This window comes from Actinacidiphila sp. bgisy167, assembly GCF_965342175.1.
Lineage (GTDB): Bacteria > Actinomycetota > Actinomycetes > Streptomycetales > Streptomycetaceae > Actinacidiphila.
Window position 1 is genome coordinate 1 of sequence record NZ_CBDRBL010000053.1, and the last position, 23804, is coordinate 23804.

The 23804-nt window shown below is 74.1% G+C and carries 21 protein-coding genes; 10 read left to right on the top strand and 11 right to left on the bottom strand.

All coding sequences use genetic code 11. The annotated features are described in order from the left end of the window. The first annotated feature begins 267 nt into the window (after positions 1-267). Positions 268-1050: a glucosamine-6-phosphate deaminase gene (nagB, locus tag ACRWND_RS20000; RefSeq protein WP_431951248.1), complete on the top strand. Its 783-nt coding sequence runs from the start codon at positions 268-270 to the stop codon at positions 1048-1050. A 107-nt stretch (positions 1051-1157) separates the two neighbouring features. On the opposite strand, the gene ACRWND_RS20005 is transcribed toward nagB, so the two are convergent. Beyond that, positions 1158-2219: an NAD(+)/NADH kinase gene (locus ACRWND_RS20005; protein ID WP_431951250.1), complete on the bottom strand. Its 1062-nt coding sequence runs from the start codon at positions 2217-2219 to the stop codon at positions 1158-1160. A gap of 218 nt (positions 2220-2437) precedes the next feature. On the opposite strand from ACRWND_RS20005, the gene ACRWND_RS20010 reads away from it, so the two are divergent. Beyond that, positions 2438-2947 carry a cupin domain-containing protein gene (locus ACRWND_RS20010; protein WP_431951252.1) on the top strand — a complete coding sequence of 170 codons (510 nt, stop codon included), beginning with the start codon at positions 2438-2440 and terminating at the stop codon, positions 2945-2947. Positions 2948-3026: 79 nt separating this feature from the next. Next, on the top strand, positions 3027-4406 hold the full coding sequence (locus ACRWND_RS20015) for a hypothetical protein (protein ID WP_431951254.1): 1380 nt from the start codon (positions 3027-3029) through the stop codon (positions 4404-4406). Between the two features lie 378 nt (positions 4407-4784). On the opposite strand, the gene ACRWND_RS20020 is transcribed toward ACRWND_RS20015, so the two are convergent. Beyond that, positions 4785-5066: a helix-turn-helix domain-containing protein gene (locus tag ACRWND_RS20020; protein WP_431951256.1), complete on the bottom strand. Its 282-nt coding sequence runs from the start codon at positions 5064-5066 to the stop codon at positions 4785-4787. Between the two features lie 64 nt (positions 5067-5130). Here ACRWND_RS20020 and map point away from each other — a divergent pair, with 64 nt between their 5' ends. Further along, positions 5131-5898: a type I methionyl aminopeptidase gene (gene map / locus ACRWND_RS20025; protein ID WP_431951258.1), complete on the top strand. Its 768-nt coding sequence runs from the start codon at positions 5131-5133 to the stop codon at positions 5896-5898. Here map and ACRWND_RS20030 read toward each other — a convergent pair. After that, complete coding sequence (locus tag ACRWND_RS20030) at positions 5885-6784, bottom strand: MerR family transcriptional regulator (RefSeq protein ID WP_431951338.1); 900 nt, start codon at positions 6782-6784, stop codon at positions 5885-5887. The genes map and ACRWND_RS20030 overlap by 14 nt on opposite strands. A 126-nt stretch (positions 6785-6910) precedes the next feature. Between ACRWND_RS20030 and ACRWND_RS20035 the strand changes: the two genes are divergently transcribed. Then, the gene (locus tag ACRWND_RS20035; RefSeq protein WP_431951260.1) at positions 6911-8434 is read left to right on the top strand and encodes a dienelactone hydrolase family protein; all 1524 of its coding nucleotides are present in this window, start codon (positions 6911-6913) and stop codon (positions 8432-8434) included. Positions 8435-8437: 3 nt separating this feature from the next. Here ACRWND_RS20035 and ACRWND_RS20040 read toward each other — a convergent pair whose 3' ends face one another. The 5 genes from ACRWND_RS20040 to ACRWND_RS20060 all read right to left on the bottom strand — a co-directional run bounded on the left by ACRWND_RS20040 (position 8438) and on the right by ACRWND_RS20060 (position 14606). Next, positions 8438-8890, bottom strand: coding sequence for a universal stress protein (locus ACRWND_RS20040; protein ID WP_431951262.1), 453 nt, complete (start codon positions 8888-8890; stop codon positions 8438-8440). Positions 8891-9534: 644 nt separating this feature from the next. Next, positions 9535-11478, bottom strand: coding sequence for an amino acid transporter (locus tag ACRWND_RS20045; protein ID WP_431951264.1), 1944 nt, complete (start codon positions 11476-11478; stop codon positions 9535-9537). 169 nt (positions 11479-11647) lie between these two features. Then, a complete protein-coding gene (locus ACRWND_RS20050; protein ID WP_431951266.1) occupies positions 11648-12736 on the bottom strand; it encodes an alcohol dehydrogenase catalytic domain-containing protein in 1089 nt (362 codons plus the stop codon). Between the two features lie 170 nt (positions 12737-12906). Then, positions 12907-13713, bottom strand: coding sequence for a polyphosphate kinase 2 (gene ppk2 / locus ACRWND_RS20055; RefSeq protein WP_431951268.1), 807 nt, complete (start codon positions 13711-13713; stop codon positions 12907-12909). A 92-nt stretch (positions 13714-13805) separates the two neighbouring features. Beyond that, positions 13806-14606: a hypothetical protein gene (locus ACRWND_RS20060; RefSeq protein ID WP_431951270.1), complete on the bottom strand. Its 801-nt coding sequence runs from the start codon at positions 14604-14606 to the stop codon at positions 13806-13808. Positions 14607-14995: 389 nt separating this feature from the next. Between ACRWND_RS20060 and ACRWND_RS20065 the strand changes: the two genes are divergently transcribed. Beyond that, positions 14996-15967, top strand: a complete 972-nt coding sequence (locus tag ACRWND_RS20065) for an aldo/keto reductase (protein ID WP_431951272.1) — start codon at positions 14996-14998, stop codon at positions 15965-15967. A 100-nt stretch (positions 15968-16067) separates the two neighbouring features. Here ACRWND_RS20065 and ACRWND_RS20070 read toward each other — a convergent pair whose 3' ends face one another. From ACRWND_RS20070 to ACRWND_RS20080, 3 genes are all read right to left on the bottom strand, one after another. Beyond that, on the bottom strand, positions 16068-16637 hold the full coding sequence (locus ACRWND_RS20070; RefSeq protein ID WP_431951274.1) for a hypothetical protein: 570 nt from the start codon (positions 16635-16637) through the stop codon (positions 16068-16070). Between the two features lie 1138 nt (positions 16638-17775). Next, complete coding sequence (locus ACRWND_RS20075) at positions 17776-19173, bottom strand: FAD-binding oxidoreductase (protein WP_431951276.1); 1398 nt, start codon at positions 19171-19173, stop codon at positions 17776-17778. A gap of 404 nt (positions 19174-19577) precedes the next feature. Then, positions 19578-20150, bottom strand: coding sequence for a dihydrofolate reductase family protein (locus ACRWND_RS20080; protein WP_431951278.1), 573 nt, complete (start codon positions 20148-20150; stop codon positions 19578-19580). Positions 20151-20675: 525 nt separating this feature from the next. Between ACRWND_RS20080 and ACRWND_RS20085 the strand changes: the two genes are divergently transcribed. The 4 genes from ACRWND_RS20085 to ACRWND_RS20100 all read left to right on the top strand — a co-directional run bounded on the left by ACRWND_RS20085 (position 20676) and on the right by ACRWND_RS20100 (position 23797). Next, positions 20676-21938, top strand: coding sequence for an NAD(P)/FAD-dependent oxidoreductase (locus tag ACRWND_RS20085; protein WP_431951280.1), 1263 nt, complete (start codon positions 20676-20678; stop codon positions 21936-21938). A gap of 172 nt (positions 21939-22110) precedes the next feature. Continuing rightward, positions 22111-22710: a sulfite oxidase-like oxidoreductase gene (locus tag ACRWND_RS20090; protein ID WP_431951282.1), complete on the top strand. Its 600-nt coding sequence runs from the start codon at positions 22111-22113 to the stop codon at positions 22708-22710. Then, positions 22680-23435, top strand: coding sequence for a ferredoxin reductase (locus tag ACRWND_RS20095; RefSeq protein ID WP_431951284.1), 756 nt, complete (start codon positions 22680-22682; stop codon positions 23433-23435). Before ACRWND_RS20090 ends, ACRWND_RS20095 begins: the two co-directional genes overlap by 31 nt. A gap of 206 nt (positions 23436-23641) precedes the next feature. Beyond that, a complete protein-coding gene (locus ACRWND_RS20100) occupies positions 23642-23797 on the top strand; it encodes a hypothetical protein (RefSeq protein ID WP_431951286.1) in 156 nt (51 codons plus the stop codon). Positions 23798-23804 lie beyond the last annotated feature (7 nt).

Genomic DNA, 23804 nt, shown 5'->3' on the forward strand with positions numbered 1-23804 from the left:
GCCGGGCGGGCCCGCGCACCTCCCGGCGCCCCTCGCGGATACGGATCCGCCGTCCTTGGGACACCGTCCGCACCTCCGCTCGTGCCCCGCCGTACGCCCGCGTCCTGCGCGCCTGTCCCTGCTTGCTACCACCGGCGGCGCACCCGGCAACGCGGCGCGCCCGGCATTCGCCCGAAGGCACCTGGGCGGCGGTGGCTCCAGTGTGCGCGCGGCTGGTAAATTGGTCTAAACCAGTTAGGTACTTCTCACCAGATCGGCGGTCCTGAAGTGGAAGTCGTCATCGTCCCGGACGCCACGGCGGGTGGCGAACTCATCGCGGGCGCCATAGCGGACCTGCTGCGCCGCAAGCCCGACGCCCTGCTCGGCGTCGCCACCGGATCGACCCCGCTCCCGGTCTACCGAGCCCTGGCCGGACTGGCCGGACAGGGCGCGGTCGACGTCTCGCGCGCCCGGATCTGCCAGTTGGACGAGTACGTCGGCCTGCCCGCCGGGCACCCGGAGTCCTACCGCTCCGTCGTCCTGCGCGAGGTCGTCGAACCCCTCGGCCTCGCCGAGGAGTCCTTCATGGGACCCGACGGCACGGCGTCGGACATCGTCGAGGCGTGCGCGGCGTACGAGCGCACGCTGGCGGAGGCCGGGGGAGTCGACCTCCAGCTGCTCGGCATCGGCACCGACGGCCACATCGGCTTCAACGAGCCGTGCTCCTCCCTGGCCTCGCGTACCCGGATCAAGACGCTGACGGAGCAGACCCGCAAGGACAACGCCCGCTTCTTCGACCGCCCCGAGGAGGTGCCGCACCACGTCATCACGCAGGGCATCGGCACCATCCTGGAGGCCCGTCACCTCGTGCTGCTCGCCACGGGAGAGGCCAAGGCGGAGGCGGTCGCCCTCGCGGTCGAGGGCCCGCTGGCGTCGGTCGTCCCCGCCTCCGCGCTGCAGATGCACCCGCACGCGACCGTCGTCGTCGACGAGGCGGCCGCCTCCCGGCTGAAGCTGGCCGGATACTTCCGGGCCACCTATGCGGCCAAGCCCGCCTGGCAGGGACTGTGACCCCTCCCGGGCAGGGTCGGTGAGCCGCCGGGTCACGCGCCCGGCGCGTGCGCGGTCCCTGCCGGCGCCCGTCCACGGGCCGGTGGGGACGGCGCGCTGCTGCGGGCTCAGCGCCGGCCCGCAGGCGGCAGGCGCAGGTTCCGCAGGTCGGGCGGAACGGGGGCGGAGGGCCGGTACAGCGGTGGGGCCACCCCGTCGGCGACCGCGGCCGGCGCGTCACTGAGCCGGAAGCGGTCGCGCAGCCGCCCGTAGAAGTCGGTCGGCCCCAGCCGGATCAGTCGCAGCCGGTGCTGCGCCTTGTACACCGCGACCCAGTCGCCGGGATCGAGGACCCCCCTCAACTGGCCGTCGATGCTGACCGCGACACGTCCCGAACGGGGCAGCACGCGGACCGCCACGACCTCGTCGGGAGCCGCCACCAGGGTGCGGTCGAAGGCCATGTGCGGCGCGACCGGCGTGAAGACCAGCGCGTCCATGTGCGGGGAGAGCACCGGGCCCCCGGCGGCGAAGCTGTACGCGGTGGAGCCCGTCGGGGTGGCCGCCACGATCGCGTCCGCGGAGTAGCACGCGAACAACCGGCCCGCCAGATACACCGCGAGGCTGGCCTGACGGTCCCGGGCGAGCTTCTCGAAGACCACGTCGTTGACCGCGTTGACGGCCATCGGCACGCCCCAGCCCACGTCCTCGGGGTCGCTGGGCCGGACCCGGGGCGGCGGCAGCGCGGGCCCGCGCCCGTACCGCAGCAGTGAGTCGATGCCCTCGGGTATCTCCAGCGGCCGCGACGCCCGCATGGTGAGCGTCATGCGGTCCTCGACGGCGGCCCGGTCCTCGTGGACGCAGTCGAGCGCCCGCTCCACGTCCTCGGTGCACACCTCGGTCAGGAAGCCGACGCGCCCCAGGTCCACGCCCAGCACGGCCGCCCCGCACGCCGCGGCCACCCGCGCGCCGCGCAGGAAGGTCCCGTCGCCGCCCAGGGTCACGATCAGATCCGGATAGCCGGCGGCGGCCGCCTCCTCCCGGCCGCTGTACCGGGGCCGGTCCTTGCGCCATACGTCGATCTCCATCACGGGGACCCCGTGCCGGGCGCCCCACCGCTGCACCGCCGCGGCGGCCCCGCTCGCGTCCTCGCGCGCCCCGTGCACGACCATCCCGATCCGGCCCACTGGCATCCCGGCCTCCACGCGGCGTCCGCTCCGGCGTCCTGCACCTATCGTCCGCCTGCCCGGTGCGCGCGTCGCGGCGAGGGGACGGCTCCCCACGCCGCCCCGCCGCTCACGCCCCGCCGTGCGGGGGCACGCGCCGCGGAGTACGGTTCGGCTGTTCCACAGGAGCCGGGGAGTCAGGGAGCCAGGGGGCTCAGGGAGTCAGGGAGTCAGGGAGGACGAACGTGGAGACCAAGCCCGCGCCGGGTGTCCTCGCCCAAGTGGCGGACCTGATCGGCCGCACGCCCGTCGGACAGCGCGGAGCACTGTGGCGCCTCGGCGCGGACCGCCGCCAGCTCGACGCGAACGTCATCCGCCTTCCGGCGGGCACCGAGGTCCAGCCGCACGTCGAGGCGGACCTGGACGTCCTGCTGTACGTCGTCGACGGCGGCGGGCACCTCTCCGTCGACGGCGGCGGGCACCAGACGACCCTGGCGCCCGGCGCCCTGGTCTGGCTGCCCCGCGGCACCTGCCGCGCGCTGTACGCCGGCGCCGCGGGGCTGACCTACCTCACGGTGCACGCCCGCCGCCCCGGCCTGACCGTCTCCGCCCCGGCCCCGGCCCCGGCCCCCGCCACCGCCGAGGGCGACGCCGCATGCCTGCTGCATCGCGTGTGCCCGGAGTGCGGCCGCCTGTCCGGCGAGAGCGACGCGCTGTACTGCTCCCGCTGCGCCAGCGCCCTGCCGCCCCGCTGACCCGGGGCGCCGCGGGCGGCCGGGGACCGGCCGGCCGCCCGTTTCCCGCGTCCGCCCGATCTGGGTTAGCGTCGTAAGCATGAGGACCGTCCGGCGGCTCCTCCGCCTCATGCCGGTACTCGCCGTGATCTGCGGCGTCCTGAGCCTCGTCGTCGCGACGGGCCCCGGGGCACGGGCCGCGAGCGGCCTCGACACGGTGGCCGCGGCCCTGCGCGAGGGACCCGTCTACGTCGACCCCCGGGCACGTGACGTGCTGCCGCCGGCCGAGGCGACCGCCCTCGCCGCACGCATCGAGAAGGCGGACAAACCGGTTTTCGTCGCCGTCCTCCCCGACACCGAGCAGTTCCCCGCCGCCACCCTGCTGACGGACCTGCGGACCAAGGTCGGCATCACCGGCGTGTACGCTGTCGCGCTCGGCGACCGCTTCGACGCGGGTGCGGATCCCGTCGTGATGCCGCGCAACGCCGTCGAGAACCTGGCCGCCGCCGTGCGCCGTTCCGATCCCGGCGATCCCGCTTCGATGGTCACCGCCTTCGTGGACCAGGCGCTGCCGCAGGCCTCCGGCCGTGCCCCGGCCTCATGGGGCGACGGTTCCGTCGGCGACGGCCAGGGCGGCGGGGCCGGTGTGCTGGTGGCGCTGGCCGTCCTCGTCCTGGTCGGGGCCGGCGGGGCCGTTCTGATGTCGCGGCGGGCCAGGCGGCGCCGGGAGGAGCAGGACCGGGCCCGGCTCGACCAACTGCGCCCGGTGGTGGACGAGGACATCACCGCCTTCGGCGAGGAGCTGAGCCGGATCGGCTTCGACCCGGGCGGCGCGGCTGCCGACGACGCCATGCGCGAGGACTACGCGCGGGCCCTGGACGCCTACGACGCCGCGAAGACCGCCATGGACCGCGCGCGTTCCCCCGACGATGTGGAGCGGGTCAGCCGGGCCCTGGAGGAGGGGCGCTTCGCGCTCGCGACCCTGGACGCGCGGATGACGGGCGGGCCGTTGCCCGAGCGCCGTCCTCCGTGCTTCTTCGACCCCCGGCACGGACCCTCGGTCGAGGACGCGCCGTGGACCCCCGAGGGCGGCGGGTCCGAGCGGATCGTACCGGTGTGCGCGGCCGACGCGGCCCGGCTCGCGGACGGCCTGGAGCCCATGGCGCGCCAGGTCGGCACACCCCGCGGCCCCCGTCCGTACTGGGAGGCGGGCCCGGCCTACGCCCCCTGGGCCCAGGGCTACTTCGGAGGCGGGATGCTGCCCGGCATCCTCCTGGGGACCCTGCTCGGCAGCTCCTGGGGAGGCCAGGCCCCCTACGCGTACGGCGACGGCCATGCGGGCGGATACGGCGGCGGGCCGGACGGCCAGGGCGGCGACTACTCGGGCGCCGACTTCGACCCCGGCGACTTCGGCGGGGGCTTCGGTGACGGCGGCGGGTTCGGCGGGTTCGGCGACGGCGGGGGCTTTGGGGGCAACTGAGCGCGGCGCCACGCGAGGCAGTGCCGGGCTGGTTGCGTCAGGCGGTCGAAAGGCGTCCTGCGGCCGCCGGGCGACTGACGGCCGACCGGTGGTGGCCGAGAAGACGGGCCGGGGTCAGCCGCGAGTGCCTTGCCGACTCCCACCGGCCGCCATGCGCTCCCACCCCGGCGGAGTGTGTCACCGCAGGCGTCGACCGGTGCGCGCGGTGCCCGGCGATGTGAGTCAGCGCCGCGAATGCCGAGGTGCGGGGGGCCCCGGCTGAAGGCTTGGGGCCCGCCCCGGCGCGGCACCGCCCCGCCGCACGGTGCGGGGCCGGCACCGACCGCGCCGGTGGACGGGCCCCGGGGTCCCCACCCGGGAGTGGAGCCCCAGCGCGACCTACGCGGACAGGGCCCCGACCTCGACCGCGGCGTCGGCCTCCGGGACGCAGGCGAAGGCGAGGTCGTCCAGGGAGATGTCCAGGGCCGCGGCGAGGGCGGCCACGGTGAAGAAGGCCGGGGTGGGAGCGCGGCCCGTCTCGATCTTGCGCAGGGTCTCGGCGGAGACGCCGGCCGCTGAGGCGACCTCCACCATGCTGCGGTCGCCGCGGGCCTGTCGCAGCAGCGCACCGAAGCGCTCGCCGCGTCGCCGTTCCCAGGGGGTCAGAGGAGTGCGCACCATGTCCGTGATACTAATACCGGTATAAGAATTGGGTGCCCTCAGGGGGCGGGACGGAGCCATGGGCATGGTGGAGATCAAGACGGAAGCCGCGCTCGCGGCCATGCGCGAGGCGGGGCGGGTCGTGGCTCGTGCGCTCGCCGCCGCCCGCGAGGCGGCGCGCGTCGGTGTGTCGCTGCGGGAACTGGACGAGGCGGCCCGCGCCGTCCTGGACGCGGCGGGCGCGCGGTCGCCCTTCCTCGGCTACCGGCCGTCGTTCGCCCCCACGCCGTTCCCCGCCGTGATCTGCACCTCGGTCAACGACGCCGTCGTGCACGGCGTCCCGACCGCCTACCGGCTGCGCGACGGCGACCTGGTGAGCGTCGACTGCGGCGCCGAACTGGACGGCTGGACCGGCGACGCCGCCATCAGCTTCACCGTCGGCACGCCCCGGCCCGCCGACCTGCGCCTCATCGAGGCCACGCGCAGGGCCCTCGACGCGGGGATCGCCGCCGCGACCGTCGGCAACCGCGTGGGCGACATCTCGCACGCCATCGGCACCGTGGCCCGCGCGGCCCGGTGCGGCATGCCCGGGGACTTCGGCGGGCACGGCATCGGCCGCCGGATGCACGAGGACCCCGATGTGCCCAACCAGGGCCGGCCGGGCCGCGGCTACCGCCTGCGGCACGGGCTGACCCTCGCCATCGAGCCGATGTTGATGGCCGGGGGACGCGGCGACTACCGCACGGCCCCCGACGGCTGGACGCTGCACACCCAAGACGGCAGCCGCGCCGCCCACTTCGAGCACACCGTCGCCGTCACGGAGGAGGGCCCGCGCATCCTCACCGCGCTGTGACCTGTCGCTCGAGCGCGCCGCGCAGCCAGGTGTGAGCGGCGCCCGGGGTGGGCCGCCCCGGGCCCCTCAGCTCCCCCACGAGCTGCCAGTAGCGGTCGATCCGGGGCTCCGCGGCGAGCAGGCCGCTCAGCCGACGGCGGAAGTCGGGCGTGTCACGCGCGCCGAACGACCGCGCGTGGGCGCTGACGAAGCAGTCCAGCGCCTCGCCCGCACCGGGTTCGCGACCGGCCAGGACGTCCGGCGCGGCGAGTTCGTACGCCTCCTCGAGGCCCTCGTACAGCACGGCCGGACGGGGGCCCGCGTCAGGCCGGTGCGCCGCCAGCCCCCGCAGGGCGCCCGGCGGGCAGGAGGCCGAGGCGAAGGCGTGCAGCCGGGCGAAGGCCAGCACCTGCGCCGGGGCGGGCTCGTCCGGCGGCGGTGGCACGGCGAGTTCGAGGATCCGGCCCAGCAGGGGGGCCGGCAGCCGCGCGGGCTGCAGCCAGCGGCGCCAGAAGCGGGCCATCGCGTCCGTGGTGGGCGGTGCGGAGACGGCCCCGACGAGCTCCAGCCGCTCGGCCCGCTCCTCGGCCGTGCAGTCCTGCAGCAGCCGCACGGCTGCCTCCCGCCAGCGCAGGGCGGCCAGTTGAGAGCCGAGGGTCCGCAAGTGGCCCGCGACGACGTCCTCCAGGGCGTCCTCCCGATCCAGGGCCCGCCCCACGTCGGACACCGGCAGGTCCAGGGCACGCAGGGAGCGGATCAGGCGGAGTCGTTGGAGCGCCTCGGGGGAGTAGCGGCGGTGGCCGCCCGCGCTGCGGGCCGACTCGGGCAGCAGCCCGCGGTCCGAGTAGAAGCGGGCGGTCTTGACGGAGACACCGGCCCGCTCGGCCAGCTCACCGATGCTCAGCATGTCCTCGCTCGACCTGTCGTCGGCTTCCACGGCTTGAACCTCCCTTTGGGGGAGCTCCTACCGTAGCGGCGAGCGCGGACGGCCGACCCGGCCGTGCCGCGGACCACCGCGTGCGGGGAGGCATGCATGACCGTTTTTGTACTCGTCCCCGAGGCCCACACGGGCGGCTGGGTGTGGGAGGACGTCGCCGGCCTGCTGACGGAGGCCGGCGCCGGCGTCCGTCCGGTGACGCTCACCGGCATGGCGGGTTCCGGCCGCCCGGCAGGGCCCGGCACCGACCTGGAGACCCATGTCGAGGACGTCCTCCGGGTCGTCGACTCCCTGGACACGGCGGACGTGGTGCTCGTCGGCCACGGCTACGGCATCCACCCGGTGGTCGCCGCCGCCGACCGGCGGCCCGGACGCGTCGCCCGGGTCGTCCACCTGGACGCGGGCATGCCCCGGGACGGCGACGCGCCGCTGCAACTGGTGCCCGACCAGGAGCTGCGCGCCCGCCTGACGGCATCGGTCACCACGGCCGCACCCGGCGGGGACGCGGGGCCCGTCGCCCCGCCACCGCTCGGTGCGTGGGAGCGCTGGGGCAGCACCGCGGGCGTGCCCGCCGCCGCGCTCGCCCGCCTCGCCGCGGACGCCGCGCCCCAGCCCATCGGGACGCTCACCCGGCCGCTGCGCCTCACCGGGGCGCCCGCCGGCCTGCCGACGACCGGCGTCCTGTGCACCGGCAACGGCTCGAGCATCGCCATGGTGGAGGCGCTGGTGGGCATGGGGCACCCCGAGCTCCAGGTGCTCACCGACCCCCGCGTCACCTTCTTCGAACTCGCCACCGGGCACTGGCCGATGCTCTCCGCCCCGGGCGAACTCGCCGACGTCCTGCTGAAGGCCGCCGCCGGGGACGGTCACCGGATCGCCACGACGGGCGAGTTGCCCGCGCACCTGCGGCCGTTCCTGCTCGACCTGCCCGAACGGCCCCGCGAGCGCCGCGAGCGGGTCGACCTGCACCTCCCGGAGCCGGCCGCCGGCGGCGCGCCCCGCCCCGCCGTGGTGCTCGTCCACGGGGGCCCGGTGCCGGCCGGGGCCCGGCCGGCACCGCGCGACTGGCCGGCCTTCGTCGGTTACGGCCGCCTCGCGGCGGCCATGGGAGCGGTCGGTGCGGTCGTCGACCACCGGCTGCACTCCCTCGGCGACTTCCCGCGCGCCGCCGAGGACCTCGTCGAGGCGGTCGAACTCGTCCGCGCCGATCCGCGGGTCGACGCCGACCGCGTCGCGCTGTGGTTCTTCTCCGCCGGCGGTGTGCTGACCGCGGACTGGTTGGCGGCGCCCCCGCACTGGCTGCGCTGTGTGGCGGCCACCTATCCCGTCCTGGCGCCGCTCCCCAACTGGGGCCTGGCCGAGTCCCGTTTCCGGCCGGCGGCCGCGGTGCGCGGCACGGGGGCGCCGCCCGTCGTCCTGACCCGGGTGGGACGGGAGCGGACGGAGATCGCGGCAACGGTCGACGAGTTCCTCTCGGCCGCCAAGGACGCGGGCGCGGACGTGGAAGTGATCGAGGTGCCCGACGGCACCCACGGCTTCGAGACGACCGATCGCGGCCCGGCGGCGCGCGAGGCCGTGGAGCGCGCCATGCGCACCGTCCTCGCGCACCTGCGGCGCTGAGGCTCAGAGCCCGGCGGGCAGCCGGGACGGCGGTACGACGAGCACCGGGCAGGCCGCGTGCGCGACGCAGTAACGTGCCACCGAACCGCGCAGCGCACGCGGCAGCACGCCGCGCGACCCGGTGCCGACGACCAGCAGGTCCTCGCCGCGGGCGGCGGCCTTCACCAGCACGTGCCCGGCGGGCCCGCGCCCGGTCCCGGCGCGGAAGTCCGGCATCCCGGGCGGAGCGTCGGCGCCGAGGGCCTCCTCCAACGCGATGCGCAGGCGCTGACGCGCATCCTGCTCCCAGTCGAAGGGCGGCCGGGGCGGAAGCGGCGCCCGGCGGTACTCACATCCCTCGGGGGGCGGCTGCCAGGCCAGGACCGCCACGAGCCCTGCCGACCGGGACCGGGCCTCCGCGACCGCCCGGTGCAACGCGGCCAGACTGCCGGGGGAACCGCTCAGGCCAACGACCACGCGCCCGCCCGTGCCGCCGGGGGCGCCCCGATGGGGCGACTCGATCACCGACTGCCTCGTCTCTCGCCGTACGACCAGGTGCGGCGGCCCAGGGGTCGGCGGCCGGCCGGCGCGTCCCGGCCGCATCGGGCGCCGCGCCCCGCGGCGCCGCCGATCGGCCCGCCGAGCCGGGCCCCCACACGTACCCTCCCGGAACGCGTGACGGCGGGGCGGGCGCGACGCGCACCCGCTCCTGGGACGCGAGTGCGGCGCCCCAGCCACCGCCCGTGGGCGTCCCGCGGCATCAGCCGCCGGGACACAGCAGGGGACGCGGGGACCGGCCGCCCGTTTCCCGCGGTCGTCCCGTCCGGGCGCGGCACGAGCACGGCCGGGGCCGGCCGCAGCGCCGCACGCCTTGGGGAGAGCGTGCCCGGGGCCGCGTTTCGGGCAGCACCGCCAGGCACACGAAGGCGGTGGTCCGACCCGGCTCGCGCCATGGGGCGGACAAGCCGATGGCGCCCACCGGGTGTGCCCCGCCGCCCGGGCCGGGGAGTCGTTCGCCGTTCCATGGAGCCGACCGTAGGCGGCGCGGCACCCGCCGGGCGCGGCCCTGACGTTCTCCTGACGCCTGCGGGCGGCGTCCTTTCGCGCCTTTGACCCGGCGGTCAGCCGACGTGGACGCGGGGTCTGCGGCCGCGGTCGGGCTCCGCCTCGCGCAGCACCTCGCGTGTGACCGGGGCGACCTCGCCCTGCCCGAAGAGGAAGAAGCGCAGGAAGTTGGCGAAGGGGGTGCCCTCGGTCCACTCGAAGTAGATGTGCGGGCGCTGCCCGGTGGTGTCGCGGACGTGCAGCAGGAACGCCGCGAGCGCGTTCGGGACGGACGAGCTCTCCAGGGTCAGCACGCGGTAGCGGCCGTGCAGCACCTCGCCGCGCACTATCAGGCCCGCCTCGAACTCGGACGGGTCGGCGACGGTCACCTCGACGAAGACGAAGTCCTCCTCGGCCGGCAGGTCGTTGTCGGACCGGATCTGCTTGATCTTGTCCCGGTACTCGGCGGCGTCCCGCCGGTCGGGCTCGTTGGCGATGAACCGGATCGTGCGGTGGGAGACGTCCCGCACGAAACGCTCGGCCATGTCGTCCACGCTGATGCCGGTGATGCGCAGTTCGAAGGCGCGGGCGAGCCGCGACAGCAGCGAGATCACCATGATGCCGACGATGAAGCAGGCGCCGATCTTCACGCCGTCCGGACGCTCGAAGACGTTCACGACCGTCGTGTAGAGGAAGACGGCGGAGATCACCCCGAAACCGATCGTCCAGTTGCGCTGACCCGCCTTGCGGGCGGCGATGGTCACCGCGATCGCCGCGGAGGAGATGAGCACCAGGACACCGGTCGCGTACGCGCCGCCCTGGGCGTCGACATCGGCGTCGAAGATCCACGTGACCAGGAAGGCGACGAGGGTGAAGACCAGCACCATCGGCCGCACCGCCCGCGCCCAGTGCGGCGCCATGCCGTAGCGCGGCAGGTAGCGGGGCATGAGGTTGAGGAGGCCGGCCATCGCCGAGGCGCCGGCGAACCACAGGATGCAGATCGTCGACACGTCGTAGACGGTGCCGAAGGCGTTGCCCAGGTATTCGTGCGCGAGGTAGGCCAGCGCGCGGCCGTTGGCCTTGCCCCCCGCCTCGAACTCGTCGGCGGGGATCAGCAGGGTGGTGATGAAGCTGGTCGTGATCAGGAAGCAGCTCATGATGACGGCGGCCGTGGTCAGCAGCTTCTTGGTGCCGCGGACGCGTCCCGCGGGGCGCTCCTCGGTGTCGGAGGGGTCGCCCTTGACGTGCGGCATCACCGCCACACCGGTCTCGAAGCCGGACAGGCCCAGTGCGAGCTTCGGGAAGACCAGCAGCGCCACGCCGACCATCACCGCGACGTTCCCGTGCTCGGCGGTCAGGGCATGCGACCAGTCGGTCACCACGTGCCCGGCCGTGGCCACGTGCCACAGACCGACGGCCACGACGGCCGCGTTGAGTACGAGGTAGACGCCGACCAGGGCGACCGCGACTCCGATCGCCTCCAGGAAGCCCTTCATGAAGACCGCGCCCAGCAGCGCGACCAGCAGCAGGGTGATCAGCATCTGCTTGCCCTGCAGCGCGCTCGCCAGGTGCGGGTTCTCGACCAGGTGGGTGGAGGCGTCGGCCGCCGACAGCGTGATCGTGATGAGGAAGTCGGTTGCCGCGAAGCCCAGCAGCGTCAGGACGAAGAGCTTGCCCTTCCAGAACGACAGCAGCCGCTCCAGCATGGCTATGGAGCCTTCGCCGCGCGGGCTCTCCTCGGCCACCCGGCGGTAGACGGGCAGGGCGCCGGCCAGCGTCACGACCACCAGCACGACCGTGGCCACCGGTGAGAGCAGGCCGGCCGCCAGGGCCGCGATGCCGGGCTGGTAGCCGAGGGTGGAGAAGTAGTCGACGCCGGTCAGGCACATCACCCGCCACCAGCGCTGCCCGTGGCCTGGCCGTTCCGGGGCCGCCTGTCCGCCCTGCTGGTGCCGGGCCATGTCGGACAGACCCTCGAGCATCCACGCACGCAGGCGGCCCGCAGGGACGGGGGAGGTCATCGGGGCTCCTGACGTACGCGACTGGTTCCGGCCACCACGAGATGGCCTGGTCAGCGTACGCACGGGCCGGCGCCCCATCTCCCGTGAAGCCGTCCGGACGCCGTCAGGATTTCGTCAAGACTGGCGGCCGCGTCCCTGACGTTCTTCTGACGCGTCCGTTACGCCTCCCTTATGCCGCGCTTCGCGCGGAACCCGCCCACGGCACGATGACGTCGTGGTGGGGTCCGCCCAGAACGACCTTGAGCGCGCCGGTGTCGGCCGCCGACGCGAAGACGTCGTAGGCCTCGGCGATCTCGTGCAGTTCGAAGGTGTGCGTGACGAACGCACCGGTCGGCAGCTTCCGGGCCTCCAGCAGACGCAGCAGGGTGGGCGTGGAGTACGTGTCGACCAGACCCGTGGTGATGGTGATGTTGCGGCTCCACAGCTCCTCCAGGTGGAGGGTGACCGGCTCGCCGTGCACCCCCGCGTTCGCCACCCGGCCGCCGGGCCGGACCATCCGGGCGCACATCCGGAAGGTCTCCGGCAGCCCCACCGCCTCGATCACCACGTCCGCGCCGAGCCCTCCCGTGAGGTCGGCGACCAACTGCTCCGGCTGCTCGCTCGCCATGACCACGGCGTCCGCGCCCAGGTTCTTCGCCGCCTGCAGCCGGGCCGCCGCCACGTCCACGGCGATCACGGTGTGCGGGGAGCACAGCTGGGCGGTCGCGACGGCGGCCAGCCCGATCGGGCCGCACCCGACCACGGCGACGGTGTCCCCTGGCCGGACCCGTCCGTTGAGCACGCCCACCTCGTAGGCGGTGGGGAAGACGTCCGACAGCAGGACCGCGTCGTGCCCGTGCACGTTGTGCGGGAGCGGGTACAGCGAGGTGTCGGCGTACGGCACGCGCACGTACTCCGCCTGCGCGCCGTCGATGAGATGTCCGAGCACCCAGCCGCCACCGTCCAGGCACTGCCCGTAGGCCTGCTCACGGCAGAACCGGCAGCGTCCGCACCCGGAGACGCAGCTGACGAGGACCCGGTCGCCGGGCCGGACGCAGTCCACGTCCGCGCCCGTCTCGACGACCTCGCCCACGGCCTCGTGGCCGAGCACCGTTCCGGGGGCGACGTCCGGCACATCGCCCTTGAGGATGTGCAGGTCGGTGCCGCATACCGCGGCGGTGTCGACACGGACGATGGCGTCGCCCGTGTCCTGCAGGACCGGATCGGCCACCTCCTGCCAGGCGGCCTGTCCCGGACCCTGGAAGACCCATGCCTTCATGGCGTTCCGCTCCTTCTGGCTGAAAGGTGTCCCCCTCCCAGCGTGAGCGCGGCCTGCGGCCCGCGCACCCGGCGCCGTGGACTTCTGCCTCGGCGCCGGTGCGGGTGCGGGGTGCCTGGGCCGTCCGGAGTGGTTCGTTCGAGTCCTTCGGGCGCGGTCCGGGGGCGGCGTCAGCGCAGGTCCGCCGTGTGGTCCGGGACGTAGGTCTGCTGGTCGCGGGGTGGGCGCCGGTAGCCGGTCGACTCGGGGCGGGGCGGGAGCTCGACGGCCGGGAGCGGGACCTCCTCGTACGGGATGCTCGAGAGGAGGTGGGCGATCATGTTGATGCGGGCGGCGCGCTTGTCGTCGCTCGGGACGACGAACCAGGGGGCCTCGGGGATGTCGGTGTGCACGAACATCTGGTCCTTGGCCTGCGAGTACGCCTCCCACCGGGTGATGGACTCCAGGTCCATCCCCGACAGCTTCCACCGGCGGGTCGGGTCCTGCAGTCGGGCCCTGAACCGCTGCTCCTGGACGGCGTCGCTGACGGAGAACCAGTACTTGCGCAGGATGATGCCGTCCTCGATGAGCAGCCGCTCGAAGATCGGGCATTGGTGCAGGAACCGCACGTGCTCCTCGGGGGTGCAGAAGCCCATCACGTGCTCGACGCCGGCGCGGTTGTACCAGCTCCGGTCGAACAGCACGATCTCCCCGCCGGCCGGCAGGTGGTCGACGTAGCGCTGGAAGTACCACTGGGTGCGCTCGCGTTCGGTCGGCGCCGGGAGCGCGGCGATGCGTGCGACGCGCGGGTTGAGGTGCTCGGTCACCCGCTTGATCGTGCTGCCCTTGCCGGCCGCGTCGCGGCCCTCGAAGACGACGACGAGCCGGTGCCCGCCGGCCCGCACCCACTCCTGCAGCTTGACCAGCTCGACCTGCAGCCGCAGCAGTTCGCGCTCGTACACGCCGCGCGGCAGGCGGTCCCGCTTCGTGTCACCCATGCCCGGCGCCCTCGCTTCCCTAGGACGCCCACGGTACGGCTCCCGGGCCGGCCCGACACGGCGGGCGGCCCACACGGGCGGTGCCCGGCGGCTCAGCGGGCCGGGGCTGCGCCCCCCGGGGCTCCGGCTGTGTGCCCCGGAGCGGTCGCGGGGAACGGCAGCCAGGGGGCGAGGGCGTGCCCGCCGCCTTCCCCCTGGGGGAGGAATCCGGAGGGCCGCGGCTGCCCGGCGTCGGCTCGGTGCGGCGCGGTCCGCGGGGCGGAGCTCGCCGGGCTCTCCGCGGCCTCGGCGCCCGGAGGCGCGGAGGTGTGCGGTGCGCTCGTCGTGGGGGTCGGGGTGGGGGGCGGGGTGGTCGCCGGAGGGGTGGGGTCCGGTGTGTGCGGCGGCGGTGGCGTGGTGGGTGCGGTCGGCGGGGTGACGGTGTGGGTGGGCTTCGGGGTCGGCGTGCTCGCGGGCGGCTTCGGATGGGCCGGTTCGATGTGAGGCGGCTTCGCGGCGGTCTTCGTCGGCTTCGGATCGGGCTTCGGCTTCGGTTGCGGCTTCCGCGTCTCGGTCCCGGGCCCGGTCTTCGGCTGCGCGGTCGCCTTCGACGGCGTCTTCGCCGGGGCCGGGCGCTTCGCGGGCGCCGTCCCGGCGTCCTTCTTCTTCGCCTCGGGAGCCGCGTCGCGGTGGCCGCTGTCGGCCTCGAGCAGTCCGTGGTCCGGTTGCGCGGAGGCGCTCGGGACGGTGGAGGCGACATGGGCCGGGGACGAGCCGGACGAGCCGGCGGTGTCCGACCCGGACTGCTGGAGTGCCCATGCGGTCCCGGCGAAGGCCGCTGCGGAGGCGACGGCCGTCGCGGACAGCTTGAGCCGCAGGGAACGCCCACGGCGGTGCTTGGCCTGGCTGCGCATGTGAGACGAGGACCCTTTCGGCTAGCCCCGCCCGGAATGCCGGCTGCCGCGCTGCGCGGCCGGGGCCGGATACGTGGACTCTGCGCGAGCATTCCCGCCCGCGCAAGGGCCTGACCGGCGCAGTCATAGGAAGCGGAACTCGAGGTTCCGGGAAGTTGCAGGTCAGGGCCATGGCGCATGGGCGCAAAACCGGTCATGTGACATCGCACACGCTGCTTATGGGACTGAAGTCCCATAAGGGGCATACCGGACTCCATCCACTTGGATGCACAATGCAAGTATGTGGTGTGCGTCGCACGAGGATCCGTCGACGTGAAGATCCACAAACTTGCATACTCAGAACGCCGTACGGCAACCGAACCACCACACCAGCACGCGGAGGCATGGACGTGGAGTACACGAAACTCGGCAAGACCGGTCTGGACGTCTCGCGGATCTGTCTGGGGTGCATGAGCTACGGCACGCCGGACCGCGGCAACCACCCATGGACGCTGGACGAGGACGCCGCCCGCCCGCTCATCCGCCGAGCCGTGGAGGCCGGCATCAACTTCTTCGACACCGCCAACGTCTACTCCGACGGCACCAGTGAGGAGATCGTCGGCCGGGCCCTCGCCGAGTACGCGTCCCGCGAGGAGATCGTGCTGGCCACCAAGGTGCACGGCCGCATGCGTTCCGGCGCCAACGGGGCGGGCCTGTCCCGCAAGGCCATCCTCACCGAGATCGACGCGAGCCTGCGCCGCCTGGGGACGGACTACGTGGACCTCTACATCATCCACCGCTGGGACCCGCACACCCCGATCGAGGAGACGATGGAGGCCCTGCACGACGTGGTGCGCGCGGGTAAGGCGCGGTACATCGGCGCGTCCTCCATGTACGCCTGGCAGTTCTCCAAGGCCCAGTACACGGCCGAGCGCCACGGCTGGACCAGGTTCGTCAGCATGCAGAACCACTACAACCTCCTCCACCGCGAGGAGGAGCGGGAGATGCTGCCGCTCTGCGCGGACCAGGGCGTCGGGGTCACCCCCTGGAGCCCTCTCGCCCGGGGGCGGCTGACCCGCGACTGGGACGCCGGCAGCGCCCGGCAGGACACCGACGGGTTCGGCAACACCCTCTATCTCGAGGAGGACCGGGTGATCGTCGACGCCGTGGCGTCGATCGCGGCCCGGCGCGGGGTGCCGCGGGCGCAGGTCGCCCTGGCCTGGGTGCTGGGCAAGTCCGTGGTCACGGCGCCCATCGTCGGCGTCGGCAAGGAGTCGCACCTGGAGGACGCGGTCGCCGCGCTGGATGTGCGCCTCACCGACGCGGAGGTGAAGGAGCTGGAGAGTCCGTACCGGCCGCACGCCGTCGTGGGCTTCTCCTGACAGGCCGCGGGCACGCGCCTGTCAGCTCGGGCGCCGGGTGCCCGAGCGGACAGGGCAGGGCCCGGCACACCGAGGTGCGCCGGGCCCTGCCCTGTCGCAGCTACCACCAGATGACGACGTATCCGTTGCCGCCGGTCTCGCCGACGCCGCCCGCACCGCCCGAGCCTCCGGTGCCCGCGGCCGTCGGGGCCGTCGAGGCCGGTTGGACGATGCCGTCGACCGCCGGTTCGCCTCCCGGTCCCGCCGGAGCGGTCCCGGGCGTGCCGCCGGCTCCACCGCCGGCGCCCTGCCGGGTCGTGCCCAGCCCGGGGCAGATGCCCGGGCCGCCGGCGCCGCCGGCCAGGACCTGCCCGCCCGCACCGCCGGACGCGGTCACCACATCGCCGAGGCCGTTGTCCACGGTGGTGCTCGTCCCCGCCGCCCCGGGCCCGGGCGCGGGCGCTCCCGCACCTCCCGTGCCGACGTTCACCGTGACCTGGGTGAGCGGCTGGACGGGGAGGACGCACCAGGCGAAGCCGCCACCGCCACCACCGGATCCACTGGTGATGGTGTCGCCACCCGAACCGCCTCCGCCGGCGCCCCACGCCTGGACGAAGACCGAGGTGACCCCTGGGGGCGGTACGAACAGGCCCTCGGTGACGAAGTCCACCAGGCCGTGTTCCGGAGCCACTCCGGGAGGTCCGGGAGGTCCGGCGGGACCGGGGGCGCCCGGTGCACCGGGGTCGCCCTGCGGTCCGGCGGGACCGGGGGCACCCGGTGCGCCGGGGTCGCCCTGCGGTCCGGGAGGCCCGGCGGGACCGGGGGCACCTGGTGTGCCGGGAGGCCCGGCGGGTCCGGCCGGCCCCTGCGGACCGGCAGGCCCGGGCGGGCCGGGCGGACCGGGGATCACCGGGCCGCCGTGGTGATGGTGGCCGGGGCGGCTGGGGCAGTACCCGGGGAAGGAGGGGAAGCGGAAGCACGGGTCGGAAAGACCGGTTTCCTTGCCGGGGTTCACGGCGGCGGACTCGCCGCCTTCGGCGCCTCCCGCGTACGCGGCACCTGTCAGGGCACTGGACGCCAGGGCCATGCTTGCGGCCACCGTCCACATCCGCATCCCGCCTCGACGCCGCTCACGCACCGCCTGAGGCACGGCTATTCGGGACAACACGTCACCTCCTAGAAGGGGCCCGCCGGGGGCGGCAGACGCCGCTCACCAAAGGAAAGGGCTGTCGGAGACAGCGGCGAGCCCACAGCAAGAATCGCCCTGTGTAGCGAAGTGTGCACATTGAGTAGCCGAGCGGGTGACGTCAGTCCTCCCGGGCGCCCCGGTTCGCCCGCGGCAGGCCGGAGTCCGACTCGGCGCGCCGCGGCGTGTCCCAGCGCGTGCTCTTGTTCCGTACCCTGTCCCGGCGCCTGCGCCGTCCCGGCGCCTGCGCCGTCCCGGCGCGGCCCGATCACACCTCGTGCAGCCGGCGGCGCGGCGCAGCCCAGGCACCGGCACTCTCGGCGCCGCGGCCCTGGGCGGACCCGTTCGGCTTCCGCAGGGCATGCACCTCGCCCCGCAGGACGTGCATCTCGCGGCGCGTGTCGGCACCGGCCCGCGGGGGCCACCGTGTTCCCGGTGATCGGCAGGTCGTGGGACTCACCGTGGTCGATCTCGACCCGCTCGCCGGTGAAGCCGAGCAGGACGGGGCGGTCGGCGAACCACTCGTTGTCCTGGACGTCCAGGACCAGCCGGACAGGGGTCGATACGGGTCAACGGACGGCCGACGAGGGCACGCGGTCGTCCCTCGATCCCGAAGCCGGACACCCCTGGTGTTCTCAGAAGGTCACGAGACGGCGGGTGGGATGTTCTGGTTGGCGCGGAAGAAGTTGTGAGGGTCGTACGTCTCCTTGACCGCGGCCAGCCTGTCGTAGTGATCTCGGTAGGTGCCCTCGACTCGGCCGGCGGTCTCGTTCTCGCCGAGGAAGTTGATGTAGGCGCCGCCCATGGAGTGGGGGTGCAGGTCGGTCCAGTAGTCGACGCTCCATTGCCGGATGAGGCCCGCGTTGGCGGGCTCGGGGTCGATGCCGGCAATGACGCCGGACCACACGGCGTCCCGGTAGGCCCAGGCCGTGTCGTCGGAGTCGACGCGGCGTGCCGCCCCGTCCACCGGGTAGAGGTGCATGGTGGTGAGCCCGGTGGGCAGGTTCGGGCCGAACTTCTCGTGTACGGCGATGGCCTCGTCCGTGATGGCGTCGAAGAAGTCGCCTCGCCAGTACCACTGCAGCCCCTTGGGCATCAGTCCGTCGAACATGCTCTGCAGGGACGGGTAGGGCATGGGCGTGGTGAAGTGGAACGCCGGCGGCCCTGGTTCGTCGACGACGGTCAGGGTCTCCTCCAGACGGTCCCCATCGAGGTCGCCCGTGAAGCACCACACCACGCCGCACACCTTCCTCCCGTGGATCTGCTCGGGGAAGGGCGGTACGGGCGGCACGGTCAGCAAGGCGAAGAAGCCGGAGAGGGTTTCGGGTGCGGCGGGCAGGAACTCCCGGTACCACTGGAGTACTTCGCGCGTGTGGTCGACGGGCCACAGGGTCAGCGCGACGCCCACGGTGTCCACGGGGTGCAGCCGGAAGGTGAACGTGGTGACCACACCGAAGTTGCCCCCGCCGCCGCGCAGCGCCCAGAACAGGTCGGGATGTTCGTGCTGCGACGCGGTGACGTAGGTGCCGTCCGCGAGGACCACGTCGGCGGAGAGCAGGTTGTCGATGCTCAGCCCGTACCGGCGGGTCAGATGTCCGTGGCCGCCGCCGAGGGTGAGACCGCCGATTCCGGTGGTCGATATGGTCCCGGTGGGAGTGGCCAGGCCGAAGGCGTGGGCCGCGTGGTCGAGGTCGCCCTGCCGGCTTCCGCCGCCCACGCGCGCGGTGCGCGTCGCGGGGTCGACGTGCACCCAGCGCATCGGGGTCAGGTCGAGGGTGATTCCGTCGTCGAGCACACACAGCCCCGGACCGCTGTGACCGCCGCCGCGCACCGCGAGTTCGAGCCCGGTGTCCTTAGCGAAGGCCAGGACGGTCCGGACGTCCGCCACGTCGACACAGCCGGCGATCGCCGCCGGGCGCCGGTCGATCATGGCGTTGTAGACACGGCGGGCCTCTTCGTAGCCGGGGTCCCCCGCCACGGCGACGGGCCCGCGCAGCGTCTCTCGCAGGCCTTGGAGAGCCTGCCCGTTGATACCGCCCATGACCAACACCCTCACTGATGCGTGTGCGGGGCTGACGGGGATCGCGACGCGAGCGGCCGACGGGGAGCGCGACGCGCGCCTGTGGGCGCCTGCGCCACGGACTGGCACGGTGCGTCAACTCCGCTGGTTCCATTGTTCGCCTGCCCCGCACCCCCCGCATGTCGGGTTCCGGCCCGGACGATGTGTCGGGCCGTGGAGCTCACCCTCGGTGACGCCTGGGGTACGGACTGTCCGGGCGTCGGTGTTTTCGGTCTCACCTCCTGGACCGCGCAGACACGGCGGTGTGACAAAGAGGCAAGGGATGTGCCCGATCGGCAAGGAGCCCAGGTCCGGCGCCGGGTCCATGCCCCCGTGGACGCGGCCCGTGGCTCACGTCGGCAGGGACCCGGGGGCGGGCGCGTCCGTCAGCGGACGACGTCGAAGACGTTCTTCTGCAGGCCGTTGGCGTAGGCCTCGTGTTCGACCAGCCTCAGCTTCTGGGCGTCCTTGTCCGTGGTGCTGAACAGACGTGTGCCCGCGCCGAGCAGGAGCGGGAAGACGAGCAGGTGGTAGCGGTCGATCAGGCCGGCGTCGGAAAGCGCTCGGTTCAGGGCGGCGCTGCCGTGGACGATGATCGGCCCGCCCTCGGTGTCCTTCAACGCGGCCACGTCGTCGAGCGATCGCAGGATCGTCGTCTCGCCCCAGTTCGGCACGAGGTCGTCCTCGGTGAGACTGGTGGAGACGACGTATTTCGGCATGATCTTGTAGTCGGCGAACTCCGCCATGTCCGGCCACACGGGGCTGAACGCCTCGTAGCTGACGCGGCCCATCAGCATGGCGGCGGCCTCCTTCTGCTCCCGCCCCTTGATCTCGAAGGCCTCGGGCAGGAACTCGATGTTCTTGAAGGTCCAGCCGGAGTTCCGGTAACCGCTCTCGCCACCCGGGGCCTCCACCACGCCGTCGAGCGACATGAAAGCGGTGCTGATCAGAGTGCGCATCGTCGTCTTCCCTCGGTGTCTCGTGTCAGGTTCTCGGCGATCGGTCCGTGCTACGCCGTCACGGTCGCGTCGCGGCGTGCTCGCCATCATGGCTGACTGCCGGTCGCGCGGGAACTCATCGGCCGCGCGCCGCAGGATTCGACGGGAGCGGTGTTCCGACGGCACGGACCGCCGTCGGGGCGTCGGCCGAGGGCAGGCCGCAGGTGGCGACCTGACGGGGGTTCACGCCGTGCGCCGCCACGAGAACGTCTCGCGAGACCCGCGGAACTCGACCGGTGGCGGGCGGCCCTGCCGCCCGCGGTGGCGGCGAGCGAGCGCTGGGTGATGCTCCGGCGGGCGCCGGGCGGGATCCGGAACGTCGTGCGGAAGCGAAGAGGCGCGAGCGCAACCGCAGGATGTCTGGCCCCGGCCCGGCGCGGGGCGCCCCTTCGGCGGTGTGTTGCGGGGGGCGTTCCGGGGCGCCAGCCGCGTAGCGTGAGGGCGGTCGGCCCGTATCAGGGTGTACGCGGACGAAAGGCATGGACCATGCTGCAGGAACGCGGTGGCCGCTGCGACGTGATCGTGGTCGGGGCGGGCGCCGCCGGGCTGGCGTGCGCGGCGGACCTCGCCGTTGCCGGGTTGGCGGTGCGGGTGCTGGAGGCCTCGGACGCCGTCGGTGGCCGGATGCGCACCGACCGGCACCGCGGCTTCCTCCTCGACCGCGGCTTCCAGGTTTTCAACACCTCCTACCCGCAGGTGAAACGGCGCCTTGAGCTGGCGCCGCTGCGGCTGCGGCCGTTCACCCCGGGTGTCCTGGTGCACACCTCCCGGGGGAGGCTGCGCTTCGCGGACCCGACCCGGCCGCCGTACGCGTTGGCAGATCTGCTCCCCGGTCGGCTCGCGTCGGGACGCGACCTGGCCGCCCTGGCCGTCCTGAGCGCCCGCGACATGGTGCTTCCCGCCGCACGGCTGCGCGCGGGCCCCGACACCACGACGCTGACCGCGCTGGCCGCCGCGGGCATCTCGTCCGAGCTGGTGGAGACCCTGTTCCGGCCTTTCCTGTCCGGGGTCTTTCTCGAGGACCAACTGGAGACCTCCAGCCGCTTCTTCCACTTCGTCTGGCGCAGCATGCTGCGCGGCACCCTCGCCCTGCCCGCCGAGGGGATCGGCGCCGTGCCCGCGCAGCTGGCCGGGCGGCTGCCGGAGGGCACGGTGTCCACGCAGGCCCCGGTGCGCGAGCTGACCGGTGACGGGGTGCTGCTGGAGGACGGCACGGATCTCGCCGCGCCCGTCGTGGTGGTGGCCACCGGACCTGGGGCGGCGGTGAGGCTCCTGCCCGGGCTCACTGCGCCGCCGACGAGGACGGTGACGACCTTCTACCACGCCGCGAACCGGTCGCCCCTCGCCGAGCCGACGCTGATGGTGGACGAGCGCCGGCGCTTCCTGAACACCGTGGTCCTCACCGAGGTGCAGCCCGGGCTGTCCCCGGACGGCCGCGCCCTTGTGGCGACCTCGGTGCTCGGAGTGCCAGGAACCGACGACGAGCCCGCGCTGACCGCGGCGCTGTCGGAGGCGTACGGCACGGACGCCGCCGCCTGGGAGCCGTTGCACCGCCGCACCGTGCGGGAGGCCCTGCCGGCGATGCCGGCGCCGCTCGCGATGACCCGCACGACCCGCTTCGCGCCGGGGCGCCATGTCTGCGGCGACCACCGGGCGACCGGGTCGCTCCAGGGCGCGCTGGCCTCGGGCACGCGGGCCGCCCGGGAAGTGCTGGCGGACCGCCGCCGGGCGGCGACGCGGCTGCGCTGAGCGCGGGGGTCGCGCCGCGCGGCGCGCCCCGCTCGCGGGGACCGGGCGCCAGGCCCGCCGGCTCCGGTGGACCGGACGGCGCCGGTCCGCGATGCTGAAGTTCCGCATGTTCCGCACGTTCCGCGTCCACGGGCGAGCCGGGGGCCGGCGAGAAGAAGAAGGGCGGCGCGGCATGCCGATCATCTCGCGCGGATTCCACGGCCGGCGTCCCACCTCGGGCAACAAGCTCCCGCCGGGACAGTACGAGACCTTCGACTTCCCCGTCCTGTCGGCCGGCCCCACCCCGCGGATCACCCATGAGGACTGGGAGTTCACCGTCACCACCGAGGACGGCACCCGCCACCGGTGGAACTGGGCGCAGCTGACGGCGCTGCCCGCGCAGACCCCGACGGTCGACCTGCACTGCGTGACCAAGTGGTCGAAGTTCGGCACCCACTGGCGCGGCGTGTCCCTGGACACGCTGCTGGCCGAGGTGGAGACCGCCGCCGAGTACGCGCTCGTCCACTCCTACGGCGGCTACACCACCAACCTGCCCCTGGAGGACCTGCTCGACGGACAGGCGTGGATCGCCTACGAGTACGACGGCGAGGAGCTCGACCCCGAGCACGGGGGCCCGGCCCGGTTGCTGGTCCCGCACCTGTACCTGTGGAAGTCGGCGAAATGGGTCCGCGGCCTCCGGCTGCTGCTGGACGACGAGCCGGGCTTCTGGGAGAGCGTCGGCTACCACGACTACGGAGACCCATGGCGCGAACAGCGGTACCAAGGCGACTAGGCGACCGTCTGCGCTGGCTCGCCGCCGAACTGGTGGCACGGCGCCACGAGTCCGCGGCCGCGCGGACGCTGGTGTTCGACGTGCCCGGCTGGCCGGGCCACCTGCCCGGCCAGCACGTCGACGTCCGGCTCACCGCGGAGGACGGCTACAGCACCCAGCGCAGCTACTCCCTGGCGTCCACGGCCGACGGCGACCGGATCGAACTGACCGTCCAGCGGGTCGAGGAGGGCGAGGTGTCGCCCTATCTGACCGACGACCTCGCCGTCGGGGACGCGATCGAGCTGCGCGGGCCGGTCGGCGGCTGGTTCGTGTGGCGCCCCGAGCAGACCGAACCGGTGCTGCTGGTCGCGGGCGGTTCCGGGCTGGTCCCGCTCATGGCGATGGTGCGCGCCCGCGCCGCGGCGGGCAGCCGAGCGCCGTTCCGCCTGCTGTACTCCGTGCGCACGCCCGAGGACCGGTTCTACACAGACGAGATGGAGCGTGGCGCGCCCGGCCTCGACACGACGTACCTCTACACCCGGTCGGCACCGGACGGCGGTGCCCGCCCCGCGGGCCGGATCCAGGCGCGCGATCTGGCCGAGTGGGGCTGGCCCGCGGACTTCGAACCCGCCTGCTACGTGTGCGGACCCACCGGCTTCGTCGAGACGGCCGCGGGACTGCTGGTGGCCCTCGGCCACCACCCGGACCGGATCCGCACCGAGCGCTTCGGTCCCAGCGGGGGGTGACCCCGGGGCGGCGCCGTCGGCCCCGAGCGCGCCCGGCCCCGCGCGTCGCGTTCGCAGGGCCGCTGGGTGGTAATCCCGTTCCCAGGTCCACCTGGGCCCGCCGGGTCTGCGATGAGGGGCGGTGCGCCCGCTGTTCCAACGGATCGAAGGGCGGCGGTCCGGGACACGGCCCCCGCGCAGACCAGGAACGAGGAGAGCGCTTTCCGATGCTTGCCACCGTCGCCCCCGAGGACCGATGGTTCGTGGGATTGCGGTTCCGTACGGCCCAGGGGGCCGTGCGCAGCCACTACTACGTGGTCGGCGAGGCCGCCGACGCCGAGGACGCGGTGCGGACCGCGTCGGACCGCGCCGCCGACGCGTAGGAGCGCG